At 69.1% G+C, this 14,339-nt stretch carries 16 protein-coding genes; 5 read left to right on the forward strand and 11 right to left on the reverse strand.

The features are described 5' to 3' along the window. Positions 1-24: 24 nt before the first annotated feature. From npt to rimP, 10 genes are all read right to left on the reverse strand, one after another. Positions 25-696 (reverse strand): 4'-phosphopantetheinyl transferase Npt, encoded by a 672-nt coding sequence (gene npt, locus PSS76_RS21925; RefSeq protein ID WP_064058891.1) that lies wholly within the window; start codon positions 694-696, stop codon positions 25-27. Between the two features lie 13 nt (positions 697-709). After that, a complete protein-coding gene (locus PSS76_RS21930; protein WP_013415754.1) occupies positions 710-1,633 on the reverse strand; it encodes a metallophosphoesterase family protein in 924 nt (307 codons plus the stop codon). 4 nt (positions 1,634-1,637) lie between these two features. Then, positions 1,638-3,008, reverse strand: a complete 1,371-nt coding sequence (locus tag PSS76_RS21935) for an MATE family efflux transporter (RefSeq protein WP_013415753.1) — start codon at positions 3,006-3,008, stop codon at positions 1,638-1,640. Between the two features lies 1 nt (position 3,009). Then, a complete protein-coding gene (locus PSS76_RS21940; RefSeq protein WP_064079157.1) occupies positions 3,010-4,011 on the reverse strand; it encodes a DHH family phosphoesterase in 1,002 nt (333 codons plus the stop codon). 12 nt (positions 4,012-4,023) lie between these two features. Further along, positions 4,024-4,488, reverse strand: coding sequence for a 30S ribosome-binding factor RbfA (gene rbfA / locus PSS76_RS21945; RefSeq protein ID WP_337456620.1), 465 nt, complete (start codon positions 4,486-4,488; stop codon positions 4,024-4,026). A gap of 53 nt (positions 4,489-4,541) precedes the next feature. Further along, positions 4,542-4,832: a DUF503 domain-containing protein gene (locus PSS76_RS21950; protein WP_013415751.1), complete on the reverse strand. Its 291-nt coding sequence runs from the start codon at positions 4,830-4,832 to the stop codon at positions 4,542-4,544. Positions 4,833-4,931: 99 nt separating this feature from the next. After that, on the reverse strand, positions 4,932-7,778 hold the full coding sequence (gene infB / locus PSS76_RS21955) for a translation initiation factor IF-2 (RefSeq protein WP_337456621.1): 2,847 nt from the start codon (positions 7,776-7,778) through the stop codon (positions 4,932-4,934). Between the two features lie 228 nt (positions 7,779-8,006). Continuing rightward, complete coding sequence (locus PSS76_RS21960; RefSeq protein ID WP_069854960.1) at positions 8,007-8,321, reverse strand: YlxR family protein; 315 nt, start codon at positions 8,319-8,321, stop codon at positions 8,007-8,009. A 44-nt stretch (positions 8,322-8,365) separates the two neighbouring features. Continuing rightward, entirely contained in the window at positions 8,366-9,397 is a 1,032-nt protein-coding gene (gene nusA / locus PSS76_RS21965; protein ID WP_005513790.1) for a transcription termination factor NusA, read from the reverse strand. Continuing rightward, positions 9,394-9,963, reverse strand: coding sequence for a ribosome maturation factor RimP (gene rimP / locus PSS76_RS21970; protein ID WP_005513791.1), 570 nt, complete (start codon positions 9,961-9,963; stop codon positions 9,394-9,396). The genes nusA and rimP overlap by 4 nt, the downstream gene beginning before the upstream one ends. A 226-nt stretch (positions 9,964-10,189) precedes the next feature. On the opposite strand from rimP, the gene PSS76_RS21975 reads away from it, so the two are divergent. The 3 genes from PSS76_RS21975 to PSS76_RS21985 all read left to right on the forward strand — a co-directional run bounded on the left by PSS76_RS21975 (position 10,190) and on the right by PSS76_RS21985 (position 11,718). Continuing rightward, positions 10,190-10,684: a hypothetical protein gene (locus tag PSS76_RS21975; protein WP_337456622.1), complete on the forward strand. Its 495-nt coding sequence runs from the start codon at positions 10,190-10,192 to the stop codon at positions 10,682-10,684. Beyond that, a complete protein-coding gene (locus tag PSS76_RS21980) occupies positions 10,681-11,127 on the forward strand; it encodes a ferritin-like domain-containing protein (RefSeq protein WP_013415747.1) in 447 nt (148 codons plus the stop codon). The genes PSS76_RS21975 and PSS76_RS21980 overlap by 4 nt, the downstream gene beginning before the upstream one ends. A 102-nt stretch (positions 11,128-11,229) precedes the next feature. Next, positions 11,230-11,718 (forward strand): nuclear transport factor 2 family protein, encoded by a 489-nt coding sequence (locus tag PSS76_RS21985; RefSeq protein WP_041674156.1) that lies wholly within the window; start codon positions 11,230-11,232, stop codon positions 11,716-11,718. Here the strand turns inward: PSS76_RS21985 and PSS76_RS21990 are convergent. After that, positions 11,652-13,184, reverse strand: coding sequence for an MFS transporter (locus PSS76_RS21990; protein WP_337456623.1), 1,533 nt, complete (start codon positions 13,182-13,184; stop codon positions 11,652-11,654). The genes PSS76_RS21985 and PSS76_RS21990 overlap by 67 nt on opposite strands. A 132-nt stretch (positions 13,185-13,316) precedes the next feature. Here PSS76_RS21990 and PSS76_RS21995 point away from each other — a divergent pair, with 132 nt between their 5' ends. Beyond that, a complete protein-coding gene (locus PSS76_RS21995) occupies positions 13,317-13,928 on the forward strand; it encodes a TetR/AcrR family transcriptional regulator (RefSeq protein ID WP_022595390.1) in 612 nt (203 codons plus the stop codon). Positions 13,929-14,131: 203 nt separating this feature from the next. Beyond that, entirely contained in the window at positions 14,132-14,287 is a 156-nt protein-coding gene (locus PSS76_RS22000) for a hypothetical protein (RefSeq protein WP_157349028.1), read from the forward strand. Positions 14,288-14,339 lie beyond the last annotated feature (52 nt).

The following is a 14,339-nucleotide window of genomic DNA, read 5'->3' on the forward strand; positions in this document are numbered from 1 at the left end:
TGATGCGATTCTGCCAGCCGCCGGTCAGCTCACCGAAATTGCCGTGACGATCAAGCCGTCCGAGACGATCCAGCGGCCGTCGAAACTCGCGAGCGGCGCGCCGCCGTCCGTCGAGTCGCCCGGCACCAGCAGACGGGAACGGAACGTCCCGCCGATCCCGTCGGTGCTCTCGGCGCCCGCCGTGAAGGTGATGTGGGCGTCCTCGAAGCCGAGCCAGCGACCGGTGAGCGGGAACCACGCCTTGTAGGTGGCCTCCTTGGCGCAGAACAGAAGCCTGTCCCAGTGCACCGGCGCCGGTTCGGCCGACGTCAACCACTCACGCTCCGCGGGCAGGCTCACCGCGTCGAGGACACCGTTCGGCAGTGGGCCGTTCGGTTCCGCGTCGATACCGACGCTGCGGACCTGCATCGCGTACCCGAGCACTGCGGCGCGGTAGCCGTCGCAGTGGGTCAGGCTTCCCACGACGCCCCGTGGCCACACCGGAGACCCCTTGTCGCCCCGCAGGATCGGTGCCGGTTCGACGCCCAGGTCGGCCATCGCGAGGCGCGCGCAGTGGCGGGCGCCGATGAACTCGCGCCGACGCTTCTCGACCGCCTTCGCGATCAGCGATTCCTCCTGCGGGTGCGGTTGCAGGCCGGGCGGGTCCTCGAACAGTTCCGCGGACGCGACGCCGGCGGGCAGAATGCGCTCGATCAATCCAACTCCCCTGTCAGCGCTGTGCGCGCATGCGTTCGTACTCGGCTTCCTGCTCGGCGGTGATCCGGAAATGGCCGCCGAACTTGTTGAGCGTGCCGGGCGCGTACTCGGGCACCGGCAGAATCTGCCGGAGCAGTTTGTCCGGCAGCCCGCGCCGCTGCCACTCGCGCGGGTAGCCGAGCGAGACCTCCTCGAAGCGGACGCCGTCGTAGTAGGTGGTGCGCGGGATGTGCAGGTGGCCGTAGACGCAACACGCAGCGTTGTAGCGGGTGTGCCAGTCGGCAGTTTCGGTGGTGCCGCACCACAGCGCGAACTCCGGGTAGTAGAGCACCTCGGTGGGCTGACGCACGAGCGGGAAATGGTTGATCAGGATCGTCGGGATCGACAGGTCCAGAGCGTCGAGCCTCGCACGGGTCTCCGCGAGGCGGGCACGGCACCACGCATCGCGCGTCGCGTAGGGCTCGGACGAGAGCAGGAACTCGTCGGTGGCGACGACGTTCTTGTCACGGGCGATCCGGAGACCGTCGGTCTTGTCGGTGGCGCCGTCGGGAAGAAAGCTGTAGTCGTACAGCAGGAACATCGGGACCACCGTGGCGGGGCCGCCGTCGCCCTCCCACACCGGATACGGATCCTCGGGGGTGAGGACGCCGATCTCGCGGCACATGTCGACCAGGTAGTCGTAGCGAGCCTTGCCGTGCATCTGCACGGGATCCTTGGCCGTGGTCCACAGCTCGTGGTTGCCGGGCACCCAGATCACCTTCGCGAAGCGACTCTTCAGCAGGGTCAACGCCCAGCGGATGTCGTCGGCCTTCTCGGATACGTCACCGGCGACGATCAGCCAGTCGTCGGGCGACTCCGGGTAGATCTCCTCGGTGATCGGGCGATTGCCCCGGTGCCCGACGTGTGTGTCGCTCACCGCCATCAGTTTCCCTGCCACACCACTACCCTTTCGCCTCCTGCAGCTGGCGGTCGGAGCCCCCGACGGCCCAACGTCCCGATGCGGTCCGCCACAACACCGTCAGCATCCGCAACACCATGAACACGGTAAGCCCCAGCCAGATTCCGGCGAGGCCCCACTCCCACGCGAGCGACGACCAGATGAGCGGCAGAAAGCCGATCAGCGCGCAGGCCAGCGTGGCGGTCCGCAGGAAGGCGGCGTCGCCGGCCCCGAGGAGTACGCCGTCCAGCGCGAACACGATTCCGGCCACCGGCATGATGCCGACGAAGAACCACCACGCGACGGAGGTCTGGTCAAGCACCGCCGGGTCGTCGGTGAAGAACGTCGGGATCAGGGTTGCTCCGGCCGCGAACACCAGCGCCAGGACGGTCGCGAACACCGCCGACCAGCGCGTCACCCGCCAGGCCAGCCGGTTCGCACCGCGCACGTCGCTGCGCCCGAGCGCGGCTCCGACGAGGGTCTGGGCGGCGATCGCGAGCGAATCGAGCGTCAACGCCACGAAGTTCCACAGCTGCAGCACCACCTGGTGGGCGGCGACGGATGCCGCCCCGAAGCGGGATGCGACGGCCGCGGCGGACAGGAAGCACGCCTGGAACGCGAGGCTCCGCAGGATCAGATCACGGCCGAGCACCATCTGCGCCCGCATCACCGTCCAACTGGGACGCAGCGGCACCCGGGCACGCAACAACGCGACACCGAACAGCGCCGCCGACGTCGCCTGGCCCGCGACGTTGGCGACCGCCGAGCCCTCCAGTTCCCAGCGCGGCGCACCGGCCACACCGTGGACGAGCAGCACACACAGGACCGCGGAGACCGCTTGACCGACGAGCACGAAGCCCAGCGGCCGCATCGTGTTCTGTACTCCCCGCATCCAGCCGTTGCCGGCCATCGCGACGAGGATCAGCGGCGCCCCGAACACGGCGATCCGCAGCCACCGTTCCGCCGCGGCCGCGATCTCGCCGTCCCCGGCGATCAGCGACGTGACCGGACCCGCGAGGACCTGCACCGCGACCACCAGGACCGCGCCGATCCCGAGCGCGAGCCACGTCGCCTGTACACCCTCCCGGACCGCGTCCCGTTCACGCCCGGCGCCGTGCAGGCGCGACGCCCGGGCGGTCGTGCCGTAGGACAGGAAGGTCAACTGCGTGCTCACCTGCGCGAGGACGAGGCCGCCGACGGCGAGACCGGCGAGCGCGAGGGCCCCGAGCCGTCCCACGATCGCGATGTCGAGGAGTAGATAGAGCGGTTCGGCCGCCAGGACACCCAGCGCGGGTACGGCGAGGCCGAGGATCCGGCGCGGGCCCGCGTCGGCCGGCCCGCGTTCGTGCGGGGTGCGGTGATCGGCGCCGGTCAAGTCAGCCGAGGGTCTCACGCAGCGCGGTGATCGCGGACTCGACGGCGCCGGTCGCGGTGTAGCCGGCGGCGAAGCGGTGTCCGCCACCGCCGAGATGCTCGGCTACCGCCGACACGTCCACGGTGTCCTTCGACCGCAGCGACACCGACCACGATCCGGGGGTGGACTCCTTGAAGACGGCGGCGACCTCCGCCTCCGCGGTGGTGCGCACGATGTCGATCACGCTCTCGACCTCTTCCGAGCCGAGCCCGGCCGAGTCGGTGCAGCGGATGACGGCATGGACCAGGCCGCGACCGTCGGCGGCGTCGGGCACCAGCACGGCGGACGACAGCACGGCGCCCAGCATCGGCAACCAACCGAAGGGGTGGGTGTCGAGCAGGCGACGCGCGATGCCGGGCCCGTCGATCCCGGTCGCGAGCAGGCGCTCGGCGAGTTCGTGGGTGCCCGGCTGGACCCACCGGAAGGAGCCGGTGTCGGTGACCAGACCCGCGTACAGGCAGTGGGCGAGGTCGGCGTCGATCTCGACGCCCCACAGGTCGAACAGGCGGGCCAGCACCGCCGTCGTCGCCTCCGCGGAGTCGTCGATCAGGTCGAACGTCCCGTAACGGGTGTTCGACCGATGATGGTCGATCACGAGTGAGCGCCGGGCGCCGCCGAGTCGGGACGCGAGGGCGCCGAGACGCCCGGCGCTACCGCAGTCCACCGTCACGAGCAGATCCACGGACTCGTCGACGGCGTCCGCCGGGACCAGGAGGTCCGTGCCCGGCAGTCCTGCCATCGACACCGGCAGTCGATCCGGGGACGCGAACGACACCTGCACCGGAATCCCCTTGCGCATGAGCACGATTCCGAGCGCGAGCCCGCTGCCGATGGTGTCGGCGTCAGGCTGGACGTGACACAGGACGGTCACGGACGACGCGCCCTCCAGCACCTCGATCGTCTCCTGCAGCGGCAGGGGCTGTGACGCGAGGGCCGGGGGCGCGGTTTCCGGGCAGTGAGTCATGACGGTCTCGGGTCAGGCGTCCTCGTCGGCCGCGTCGTCGCCGGCCGCACGGGGATCTTTGTACGGGTCGGCGTCGCCGGCCGGCGACGCGTTCTCCCGCGCTCGGGCCACCGCGTCGTCCGCGGCACGCGCCCGGGCGAGGAGTTCCTCCATGTGCCGGGCCGTGTCCGGCACCGTGTCGGCGACGAAGGTCAGCGTCGGTGTGAACCGGACGCCGGTGCCCGCGCCGACCTTGGACCGCAGCACACCCTTGGCCTTCTCCAGGCCCGCAGCAGCGCCGGCCAGGTCCGGTTCGGTGTCGATGTTCTCGCCCATCACGGTGTAGTACACCGTGGCGTCGTGCAGGTCGGCCGTCACCTTCGCGTCGGTGATGGTCACGAAGGCAAGACGCGGGTCCTTGATCTCGTGGTCGATCGCCGTCGCGACGATCGTGCTGATGCGCTTCGCGAGCCTGCGTGCGCGTGCAGGATCTGCCATGGCAATCAGTCTCCTCTCCAGGATTTCTCCAGCGTCGCCCCGCGCCGGTCCGTTCAGTCTTCGGGGCCGAAAATTCTTCGTCGAACCGCAAGTAGTTGCAGCTCGGGTCGTCCGGCGACGTGCCGCTCGCATTGATCGAGCACCTCGTGGACGTGTCCCACCCCTGAACTTGCCACGGCGACACCGATCAGCGCCCGCCGGTAGCGGTCGTGTTCGCCTGTCTCCGCGGCAGACACCCCATAGCGTCGCAGTTCGGTCAGGACCGGTCGCACCAGCGACCGCTTCTCCTTCAATGACCGCACATCGCCGAACAGGATGTCCATCTCGAGCGCGCCGAGAAACACCAGTCCTCCCTCCGGTGTGGGACATGTCGATCCCCGGCAGAGCCGGAGTGTCCCTCCCCGGTGGCACGAGGCCACCGAGGAGGGACACGTTCGGAGCGACTAGTCCCGCGGCTTCTCGCGAAGCTCGTAGGCCTCGATCACGTCGCCGACCTTGATGTCGGAGTACGTGACGGTCAGACCACACTCGTAGCCTTCGCGAACCTCGGTCGCGTCGTCCTTCTCCCGCTTGAGCGAGGAGATGGTGACGGTCTCGGCAATCACCTTGTTGTCGCGCAGCAGACGTGCCTTCGCGTTGCGACGGATGATGCCCGAGGTGACGAGGCATCCGGCGATGTTTCCGACCTTCGAGGACCGGAACATCGCGCGGATCTCGGCCTTGCCGAGCTCCACCTCTTCGTAGATCGGCTTGAGCATGCCCTTGAGGGCCTTCTCGACCTCGTCGATCGCCTGGTAGATCACCGAGTAGTACCGGATGTCGACGCCCTCGCGGTTCGCCAGCTCCGTCGCCTTGCCCTCGGCACGGACGTTGAAGCCGATGATGATCGCGTTGGACGCGGACGCCAGGTTGACGTTGGTCTCGGTGATGCCACCGACACCGCGGTCGATCACGCGCAGCTGCACCTCGTCGTCGATCTCGATCCCCATGAGGGCCTCTTCCAGCGCCTCGACGGTGCCGGAGTTGTCGCCCTTGAGGATGAGGTTGAGCTCGTTGTGCTCCTTGAGCGCGGCATCCAGATCTTCCAGGCTGATGCGCTTACGGCTGCGGGCAGCGAGCGCGTTGCGCTTGCGTGCATTACGCCGGTCGGCGATCTGGCGGGCGATCCGGTCCTCGTCGACCACGAGCAGGTTGTCGCCTGCGCCGGGGACCGACGTGAAGCCGACGACCTGGACGGGACGCGAAGGCAGAGCCTCTTCCACGTCGTCGCCGTGCTCGTCGATCATGCGACGGACGCGGCCGTAGGCATCGCCCGCGACGATCGAGTCGCCGACCCGCAGCGTGCCGCGCTGGATGAGCACGGTCGCGACGGGGCCGCGACCCCGGTCGAGGTGCGCCTCGATGGCGACACCCTGGGCGTCCATGTCCGGGTTGGCCCGCAGATCCAGAGCGGCATCCGCGGTCAGCAGCACCGCTTCCAGGAGGGCATCGATGTTGGTGCCCTGCTTGGCGGAGATGTCGACGAACATGGTGTCGCCGCCGTACTCCTCGGTGACCAGCCCGTACTCGGTCAGCTGCTGACGGATCTTGTCCGGGTTCGCGCCTTCCTTGTCGATCTTGTTCACCGCGACCACGATCGGCACGTCGGCCGCCTGGGCGTGGTTGATGGCCTCCACCGTCTGCGGCATGACGCCGTCGTCGGCTGCGACGACGAGGATCGCGAGGTCGGTCGCCTTCGCACCACGCGCACGCATGGCCGTGAAGGCCTCGTGGCCCGGGGTGTCGATGAACGTCACCAGGCGCTCGTTGCCGTCCAGCTCCGTGAGGACCTGGTAGGCGCCGATGTGCTGGGTGATGCCACCGGCCTCGCCCTCGCGGACGTTGGCCTTGCGGATCGTGTCGAGCAGGCGGGTCTTGCCGTGGTCGACGTGACCCATGACGGTGACCACCGGCGGACGCGACGCGAGATCCGTCTCGTCGCCTTCGTCCTCGCCGTAGGTGAGGTCGAACGACTCGAGCAGCTCGCGGTCCTCGTCCTCCGGGCTGACGACCTGGACGACGTAGTTCATCTCGCCGCCGAGCAGCTCCAACGTCTCGTCGTTGACCGACTGAGTCGCCGTGACCATCTCGCCGAGGTTGAACAGCGCCTGCACGAGTGCTGCGGGGTTCGCGTCGATCTTGTCCGCGAAGTCCGACAGCGACGCGCCGCGGGCGAGACGGATGGTCTCGCCGTTGCCACGGGGCAGCCGGACGCCGCCGACTGCGGGCGCCTGCATGCTCTCGTACTCGGCGCGCTTCGCCCGCTTCGACTTACGGCCACGACGCGGGGCGCCACCGGGGCGACCGAACGCACCGGCTGCACCGCCACGACCACCGGGACGACCGCCGCCGCCACCGGGACGACCGCGGAAGCCACCGGGAGCGCCGCCACCTGCACCTGCACCTGCGGGAGCACCACCGGGGGCGCCGCCGCGGTAGCCACCGCCACCGCCGCCGGGACGACCGCCCGGAGCACCGGGACGACCGCCACCGGGACGACCGGCGCCGGGCGCCGGGCGGGCAGCACGCTGCGGCATTGCACCCGGGTTCGGGCGCGGAGGCATCGAGCCGGGACTGGGGCGGGGACCGCCCTGGCCGGGAGCCGGACGCGGACCACCGGGGCCGGCGGCCGGACGCGGCGCACCGGGCACGCCGGGACGCGGCGCACCACCCTGCGGGCCGGGTCGCGGACCACCCGGACGCGGCGCACCGGGAGCCGGCCGCGGCGCGGGGCGCTCGGCCGGAGCCGACGAGTACGGGTTGTTACCGACGCGCGGCGGCTTGGGGCCGGGGCGCGGACCGCCGGGCTTGGGGCCGGCCGGGGCCGCTGACGCAGCCGGAGCGGCCGGAGCCTGCGCCGCAGGAGTCTGCGGGGCGGGCTTGGGACCCGGCGTGGGTGCCGGTCCCGGACGCGGTCCGGGGGCGGCCGGTGCGCTCGGTGCGGCGGGAGCCGCAGGAGCGGGCGCCGCGGGGGCGGCCGGTGCCGGCTTGGGGCCGGGGCGCGGGGCACCCGGCTTGGGGGCGGAAGCTCCGGTAGCACCGGGCTTCGCCGACGGACGCGGCGATTCGCCACCCTCGGGCTTCGCGTTCGCCGACGGGAAGGACTCCCGCAGACGACGCGCGACCGGGGCCTCGACCGTCGAGGACGCCGACTTCACGAACTCGCCCTGCTCCTTGAGCCGTGCGAGTAGTTCCTTGCTTGTGACACCGAGTTCTTTCGCCAACTCGTGCACGCGGGCCTTGCCTGCCACTGCTCTCCTCTACTGAGAGGTCGAGCGAGCGACTGTTGCCCGCACGACCTCGGTTATCTCCGATGGACGTTCATCGCTGGTGCTTCACGGTGTGCTCATGAGTGCTTGTGCCTGTTCTCTGAGGTACTGCTCGACATTCTCGAGTGATGTTGCAACTCGAGAGGTCTCGAGTGGTACTGCGTCCCGCGTTATCCCTGCCCGGGGTCGGACAGGTTTCGAGTGAGCCGCCTACGACAACTCGGTGGTCTCGACCAACCGGTCGAGTTCCGAGGAGTCCAGACTTCCGGACACCCGCAGCGCTCTGCCGAATGCTCGGCGCCGTCCTGCTTCGCTCAGGCATTTCGGATCGCGATGCAACCATGCGCCGCGCCCCGGAAGCCGTCGCCGAGGATCGGGCGTGAGAGCGAATCCGCCGGATTCGAGTTCACGCGCCACAACCCTGAGCAGGTCGGTGGCCAGCCCTTTCCGCCTACAGCCGACGCATGTGCGCTCCGGAACATTGCCCCGGACACGCGTCGACACAGACAGTTCACGCTGAACCATCGACCACTCTACCGCTGTATCGCCGTGAATTGCGCATCCCGTTTCTAAGCACCTGTCGTTTCGCTACCGACCTGTGACTCGGGACCCGGCGCCGCGTCGCTACGGATGTCGATCCGCCAGCCGGTCAACCGCGCAGCCAGGCGCGCGTTTTGCCCTTCCTTTCCGATCGCCAGCGACAGCTGGAAATCGGGGACGACCACCCGCGCCGCACGAGCCTCGGGGTCGACGACAGTGACGGACACCACTTTCGACGGCGAGAGCGCGTTACCGACGAACTTCGCCGGATCCTCGTCGTAGTCGATGATGTCGATCTTCTCACCGGCGAGTTCGCTCATGACGTTCCGAACGCGCTGGCCCATCGGTCCGATGCATGCGCCCTTCGCGTTCAGACCGGGCACGCGCGAGTGGACCGCGATCTTCGAACGGTGGCCGGACTCGCGAGCGACCGCGACGATCTCGACGGAGCCGTCGGCGATCTCGGGGACCTCGAGCGCGAACAGTTTCCGCACCAGGTTCGGGTGCGTGCGCGACAGCGTGATCTGCGGTCCGCGCTGTCCACGGGAGACACCGACCACATAGCACTTGATCCGGTCACCGTGCTCGTAGGTCTCCCCCGGGACCTGCTCGGCCGGCGGGATCAGGCCCTCGGCACCGTTGGCCTCGCTGCCGATCCGGACCACGACCATGCCGCGCGCGTTGGCGCGGGTGTCGCGCTGGATCACGCCGCCGACGATCTCGCCCTCGTGCGTGGCGAACTCACCGAAGCTGCGCTCGTGCTCGGCATCGCGCAGTCGCTGCAGGATCACCTGACGGGCCGTGGTGGCGGCGATGCGCCCGAACCCCTCCGGAGTGTCGTCCCATTCCTCGCCCACCTGATTGCCGTCGGAATCGACGTCGCGAGCCATGACCCGGACGACACCGGACTTGGTGTCCACGTCGATGCGAGCGTGCGGTTGATGGCCCTCGGTGTGGCGGTACGCCGTCAGCAGAGCCGTCTCGATCGCGGCGATGATGGTGCCCGCAGAGATTCCCTTGTCCGCTTCGATAGCGCGCAGCGCTGCGATGTCGATATTCACTTGTCCGACCCTTCTTCGTTCTCTTCGTTCGACGCTTCCACGTCCGCAGGCGCGACCCGACCCTCGGGGATTCCTCCCGCGAGCTCGAGTTCCTTCGCGTCCGGGCGCGAGAACTCCACCTGCACAACAGCTTTCTTGACATCCGCGAGTTCCACCCGGCGCACGACCGGACCGCCCTTCGCTTTCACGACGAGGTCGACGCCGCCGTCGGTGAGCCGGCCGACCCGGCCGGTCACCGATTCCTCCGCGAGCTCGACGAGAACCTTGCGGCCCTGCGCACGGCGCCAGTGCCGCCCCTCGGTGAGCGGTCGGTCGATCCCGGGCGAGGTCACCTCGAGCGTGTACGGCGACTCCCCGAAGTCGGACGCCGCGTCGAAGACATCCGAGATGACGTGGCTGAGGCGGGCGACCTCGTCGAGCTCGAGCCCCGAATCGCTGTCGACCATGACGCGCACCGAACTGTGTCGACCTGCGAGCGTGATCGTGACATCCTCGAGGTCGTAGCCCTCACGCCCGATGGGATCGGCGAGAAGCTCGACCACTCTCTCCCTCGACGGCACCGGCATCTGGGACGCTCCTCGCTTCAGTTGTGGTCATCGCTGACGTGCGGCGATCATGTTCGAGCACCGCCCTCGGCGAAGCACGACAAGACACACCACCGGGTGGACTGTGGAGCCTCAAGGGTATCGCGCCGCGGAAGTCGTCGTGACCGCCCGGGTGGACGCGGCCCGACGTCGTCCGCGCGCTGAGCTCGATGCCGCCGATCGAGCACCGGACTGGCACGATGATCATGTGCGAACGACCTTCCTCACCACCCCGCTGTCGCGGCGCGCGGCCTTGCGCGCCGCAGGCGGCGCCGCGCTGGGAACCACCGCGCTCACCCTGATCACCGGTTGCTCGGATCCCGGCGACGCCGACACCCCGGCAGAGATGGATGCGCTCACGGAGCAGGCGCGGCTCGCGCGCCGCGACGCCGCGAACGCGACGGCCACGATCGCCGGCCGCCCCGACCTCGCGGCCGCTCTCGGCGTCATCGCGGCGGAACGGACAGCCCACGCGGACGCACTGGAGGAGGAGATCGCGCGGGCGGCGAGCACGCCACCGTCGTCGACGACCACCACGCCGCCCGCCGCCGCGCCGGTCCCCATCGATCAGCTCAGGGCCGACCTGGCCTCGGCTCAGCGCGACGCCGGCAAACTCGCCCGGACCCAGTCCGGGTATCGCGCCGGTCTCCTCGGTTCGATCAGCGCCGCGTGCGCCGCACAGCAGGTGGTGTTGTTGCCGTGAGTTCCACCAGTCCAGGGCCCGAACAGCAGGCCCTGCTCGACGCGCTGCAGGCCGAGTACGCGGCCGTGTTCGCGTACGGCATCGTCGCCGCCTTCTCCAACACCAATCGCACGGACCTCGTCGCCGCGAACACCGCGGCCCACCGCGCCCGCCGCGACGCCACGCTCGACGCGCTGGCCGCCGCCGACGTCGACGCGCCGGAACCGGAGGCCGGCTACACGATTCCGTTCGCCGTGACGGACCCCGTCTCCGCCGCACAACTGGCCGCACAGGTCGAAACCGACACCGCCGCCGCCTGGCTGTCGGTCGTCGAACGCAGCCGATCCGAGCACACCCGCGAGGTGGGCGTCACCGCACTCACCGAGGCGGCAGTGCGCGCGGCGAACTGGCGCGCGATCCTCGGAGAAGCGCCCGCGACGACGGCATTCCCGGGCCGAGCCTGAGTCCACCACCGGCGTTCTCCACTGAGCGGGAAAGCCTCGCGCGAATCGTCTTGCAGCCCCTAGGTTCTGTGACACAGATCGCAACCGAGAGGAAACCCCGTGATGACGGAACGCTCCATCGAACAACGCCTCGACGACCTCGAACGGATCGAGGCCATCAAGGCACTCAAGCACCGCTACCTGCGAGCATGCGACGCGAAGGACGCGGACACCTTCCGCGCCTGCTTCATCGACCGCGGCGCCCTGATCGACTACGGCCCGCTCGGCAAGTTCGACGACGCCGACCCCATCGCCGAGGTCTTCCGCAACATCGCACTCCAGAAGGTCGACGGTAGGAACGTCATCCTCGACATGCACCACGCCTTCCACCCCGACATCACGCTCCGCAGCGACGAGCTGGCGGAAGGCAAGTGGACACTCGCCTTCCGCCAGGTCAACCTCATCGACAACACCGAGACCGTTCGCTCCATCGAGTACGTCGACGAATACGTCGTCGAGAACGGCGAATGGAAGATGTCGAAGTGTCAGTCGATCACGCTGTGGTCGATGACCCGCCCACTCGCCGACGGCACCGTCGTCACCGAAGGCTGATCCGCACCTCCCGACTGCGCGGCTCGTCGCGGTGACGACTGCACGGCTCGCCGCGGTGGCATCAGTGCTGCCGCGGCGACCGCCACCGCCACGAACCCCGCCCCCACGTACAGCGCCGGTGCCAGCGCGTCCGTGTACCCGGCCGGCGTGAGACTGCCACCCGCCCCGAGGAACACGGCGGTCAGGATCGCGATACCGAGCGCCACGCCCACCTCACGCAACGTCGAGTTGATCGAGCTGGCCGTCGCGTGATCGGCTTCCCTCATATCGGCCAGCACCGCCGTCGCCGTGGGCGCGAAGGTCAATCCCATTCCGACACCGGCCATCACGAATGCCGGGACGAGACTGGGGTACTGCACCCCGGGCTCGATCAGCCCGGCCATCCACACCAGAGACAATCCCTGCAGTACCAGTCCGGTCACCAGCAGCGCCCGCAATCCCACGCGAGGCGCGAGCAAACCCGCGATCGGCGCGACCACCATCGGCGCCGCCGTCCACGGCAGTGTCCGCAGTCCCGCCGCGAAGGGGCTGTACCCGGACACGATCTGCAGGTACTGCGACAGCAGGAACACCGCGCCCATCATGCCGAGAGTGAATGTCAGCGCAATGACGTTCGCGAGAGAGAACTGCCGGGACCGGAACAACCGCAGCGGCATCACCGGGAACTCGGCCCTCCACTCCCGCACCACGAAGGCCACCAGCAGCAGCACCGCAGCGACGAGGGTGCCGAGCACCGACACGCTGGTCCAGCCGTCGTCGTTGCCGTGCACGATCCCCCACACTCCGAGGAACACCGCCCCTCCGGAGAGCAGCACGCCCATCGGATCGAGCGGCTGCCGCGGGCCCGTCGACTCCCGCAGCGCGTAGAGCACCAGGGGCACCGCCAGTGCCGCAACCGGGACATTGAGCCAGAACACTGCCTGCCACGAGACCCCGTCCACCACGGCACCACCGACGACGGGACCGAGCGCGACGCCGAGTCCGGAAACTCCACCCCACACCCCGATGGCGAGAGCGCGCTTCGCGATCGGAACGGCACCCGCGAGCAGAGTCAGCGAGAGCGGCATGACCGCGGCGGCACCGACTCCCTGGACCGCCCGGGCCGCGATGAGCATCTCCGGGCTGGTCGAGAGAGCAGACGCGATCGACGCGGCCGTGAACACCGCTATGCCCCAGAGGAATACGCGACGGCGACCGAGCCGGTCGCCGAGCGTGGACAGCGACAACATGAGCGTCGCGAAGGCCAGCGTGTAGGCGTTCATGAACCACTGCAGCTGGCCGACCGACGCATCGAGATCGTCGCGGATGACCGGCAGGGCGCTGGTCATCACGAGGTTGTCGAGCGTCGCCATGAACATCGGGACCGAGGCGGCGACGATGGCCAGCCAGACGGGTACCGACCGGGCACGCGGCGGCACGGCGGCCGGTTCGGACGGTGGATCGAGTGGATCGGAGAGGATCGTCATGTCGGCTCCTGAGGCCTGAGGACGGAATCGGCGTGGATCTGTCGAGCGAAGATGTACCGGTAACCACGTTTGTAAGCATCGAATGATTACTTAACTTCGTCGACGCTAGTTATCGAGTGATAGCCTGTCAACATGTCGACGGCGGAAAAGGCGGAGAAACAGACCCGGATGAGCGCCGAGGCCCGGCGTGAGCTGGTGCTCGCCGCCGCGACACGGGCGTTCGCCCGAGGCGGCTTCCACGGCACCAGCACCGACGCGGTCGCCAAGGAAGCCGGGGTGTCCCAGCCGTACGTGGTCCGAATGTTCGGCACCAAGGCCAACCTGTTCCGCGAGGTCTTCGCCCACGCCATCGGCCGGATAATGGACGCCTTCGACCCCGCTCTCGACCGCGTCGCCGAGGATCCCGAGAACGAGGAACTCTGGGCCCAGATGGGCGCCACCTACACCGAGTTGCTGGCCGATCGCGACCTGCTGCTCGTGATGATGCACGGCTTCGCGGCCGGCTCGACGCCCGAGATCGGCGCGCAGGCCCGGGACTGGATGGCCAAGATCTACACCCAGATCCGCACTCGTACCGGATGCACCCCCGAGCACGCGCGCACGTTCATCGCGAACGGCATGCTGCTCAACACCCTGGTCGCGATGGAGGCACCGCAGCACGCCGACCGGGATCCGGCGCTCGCCGAACTCTCGGTGTGCGCGTTCGGCAACAGCCTCGCCGCTGCGGTCGGCGACATCGACTGACTTCGTATCCGGATTGCCCGAATCAGGGGTGACGGGTAGGGGATTCGTCACGCATGCGGGTACCCCGGGTCGATCCCCTACCGATCCCCCCAATTGCCCCCTAAGCCACCACTGATCGCTCCCACGGACGGTGCGCACGGGATGCAATGGCAGTCGACACCGTCCGGTGTCGACCTTGGATCGAGCGACACATAGGAGCCACGATGTCCATCTCCGCGATCTTCAACGCCCTGCTCTCCGCGATGTTCGGCGCCAACTTCGGATTCGGCTCGGAAGGCGGCGACGGCATTGCCGCCGGTTCCACCGGTGGCGCGAACGGCGGCGGCCAGGGCGGCGGCGGGTTCAACTTCGGATCCTGATACCGCAGCGACCGGCGCCGGTGGACATCGATACGGTGTCCGCCGGCGCTCT

It is taken from the genome of Prescottella sp. D32 (assembly GCF_037287305.1).
In the GTDB taxonomy this organism is placed as follows: Bacteria; Actinomycetota; Actinomycetes; order Mycobacteriales; family Mycobacteriaceae; genus Prescottella; species Prescottella equi.

Coding starts and splice junctions, on each gene's coding strand:
- PSS76_RS21940 (WP_064079157.1), bottom strand. CDS start 4,011: ATGACTCACTGCCCGGAAACCGCGCCCCCGGCCCTCGCGTCACAGCCC.
- rbfA (WP_337456620.1), bottom strand. CDS start 4,488: ATGGCAGATCCTGCACGCGCACGCAGGCTCGCGAAGCGCATCAGCACG.
- PSS76_RS21960 (WP_069854960.1), bottom strand. CDS start 8,321: ATGGTTCAGCGTGAACTGTCTGTGTCGACGCGTGTCCGGGGCAATGTT.
- rimP (WP_005513791.1), bottom strand. CDS start 9,963: ATGCCGGTGCCGTCGAGGGAGAGAGTGGTCGAGCTTCTCGCCGATCCC.
- PSS76_RS21985 (WP_041674156.1), top strand. CDS start 11,230: ATGACGGAACGCTCCATCGAACAACGCCTCGACGACCTCGAACGGATC.
- PSS76_RS21990 (WP_337456623.1), bottom strand. CDS start 13,184: ATGACGATCCTCTCCGATCCACTCGATCCACCGTCCGAACCGGCCGCC.
- PSS76_RS21995 (WP_022595390.1), top strand. CDS start 13,317: ATGTCGACGGCGGAAAAGGCGGAGAAACAGACCCGGATGAGCGCCGAG.
- PSS76_RS22000 (WP_157349028.1), top strand. CDS start 14,132: ATGTCCATCTCCGCGATCTTCAACGCCCTGCTCTCCGCGATGTTCGGC.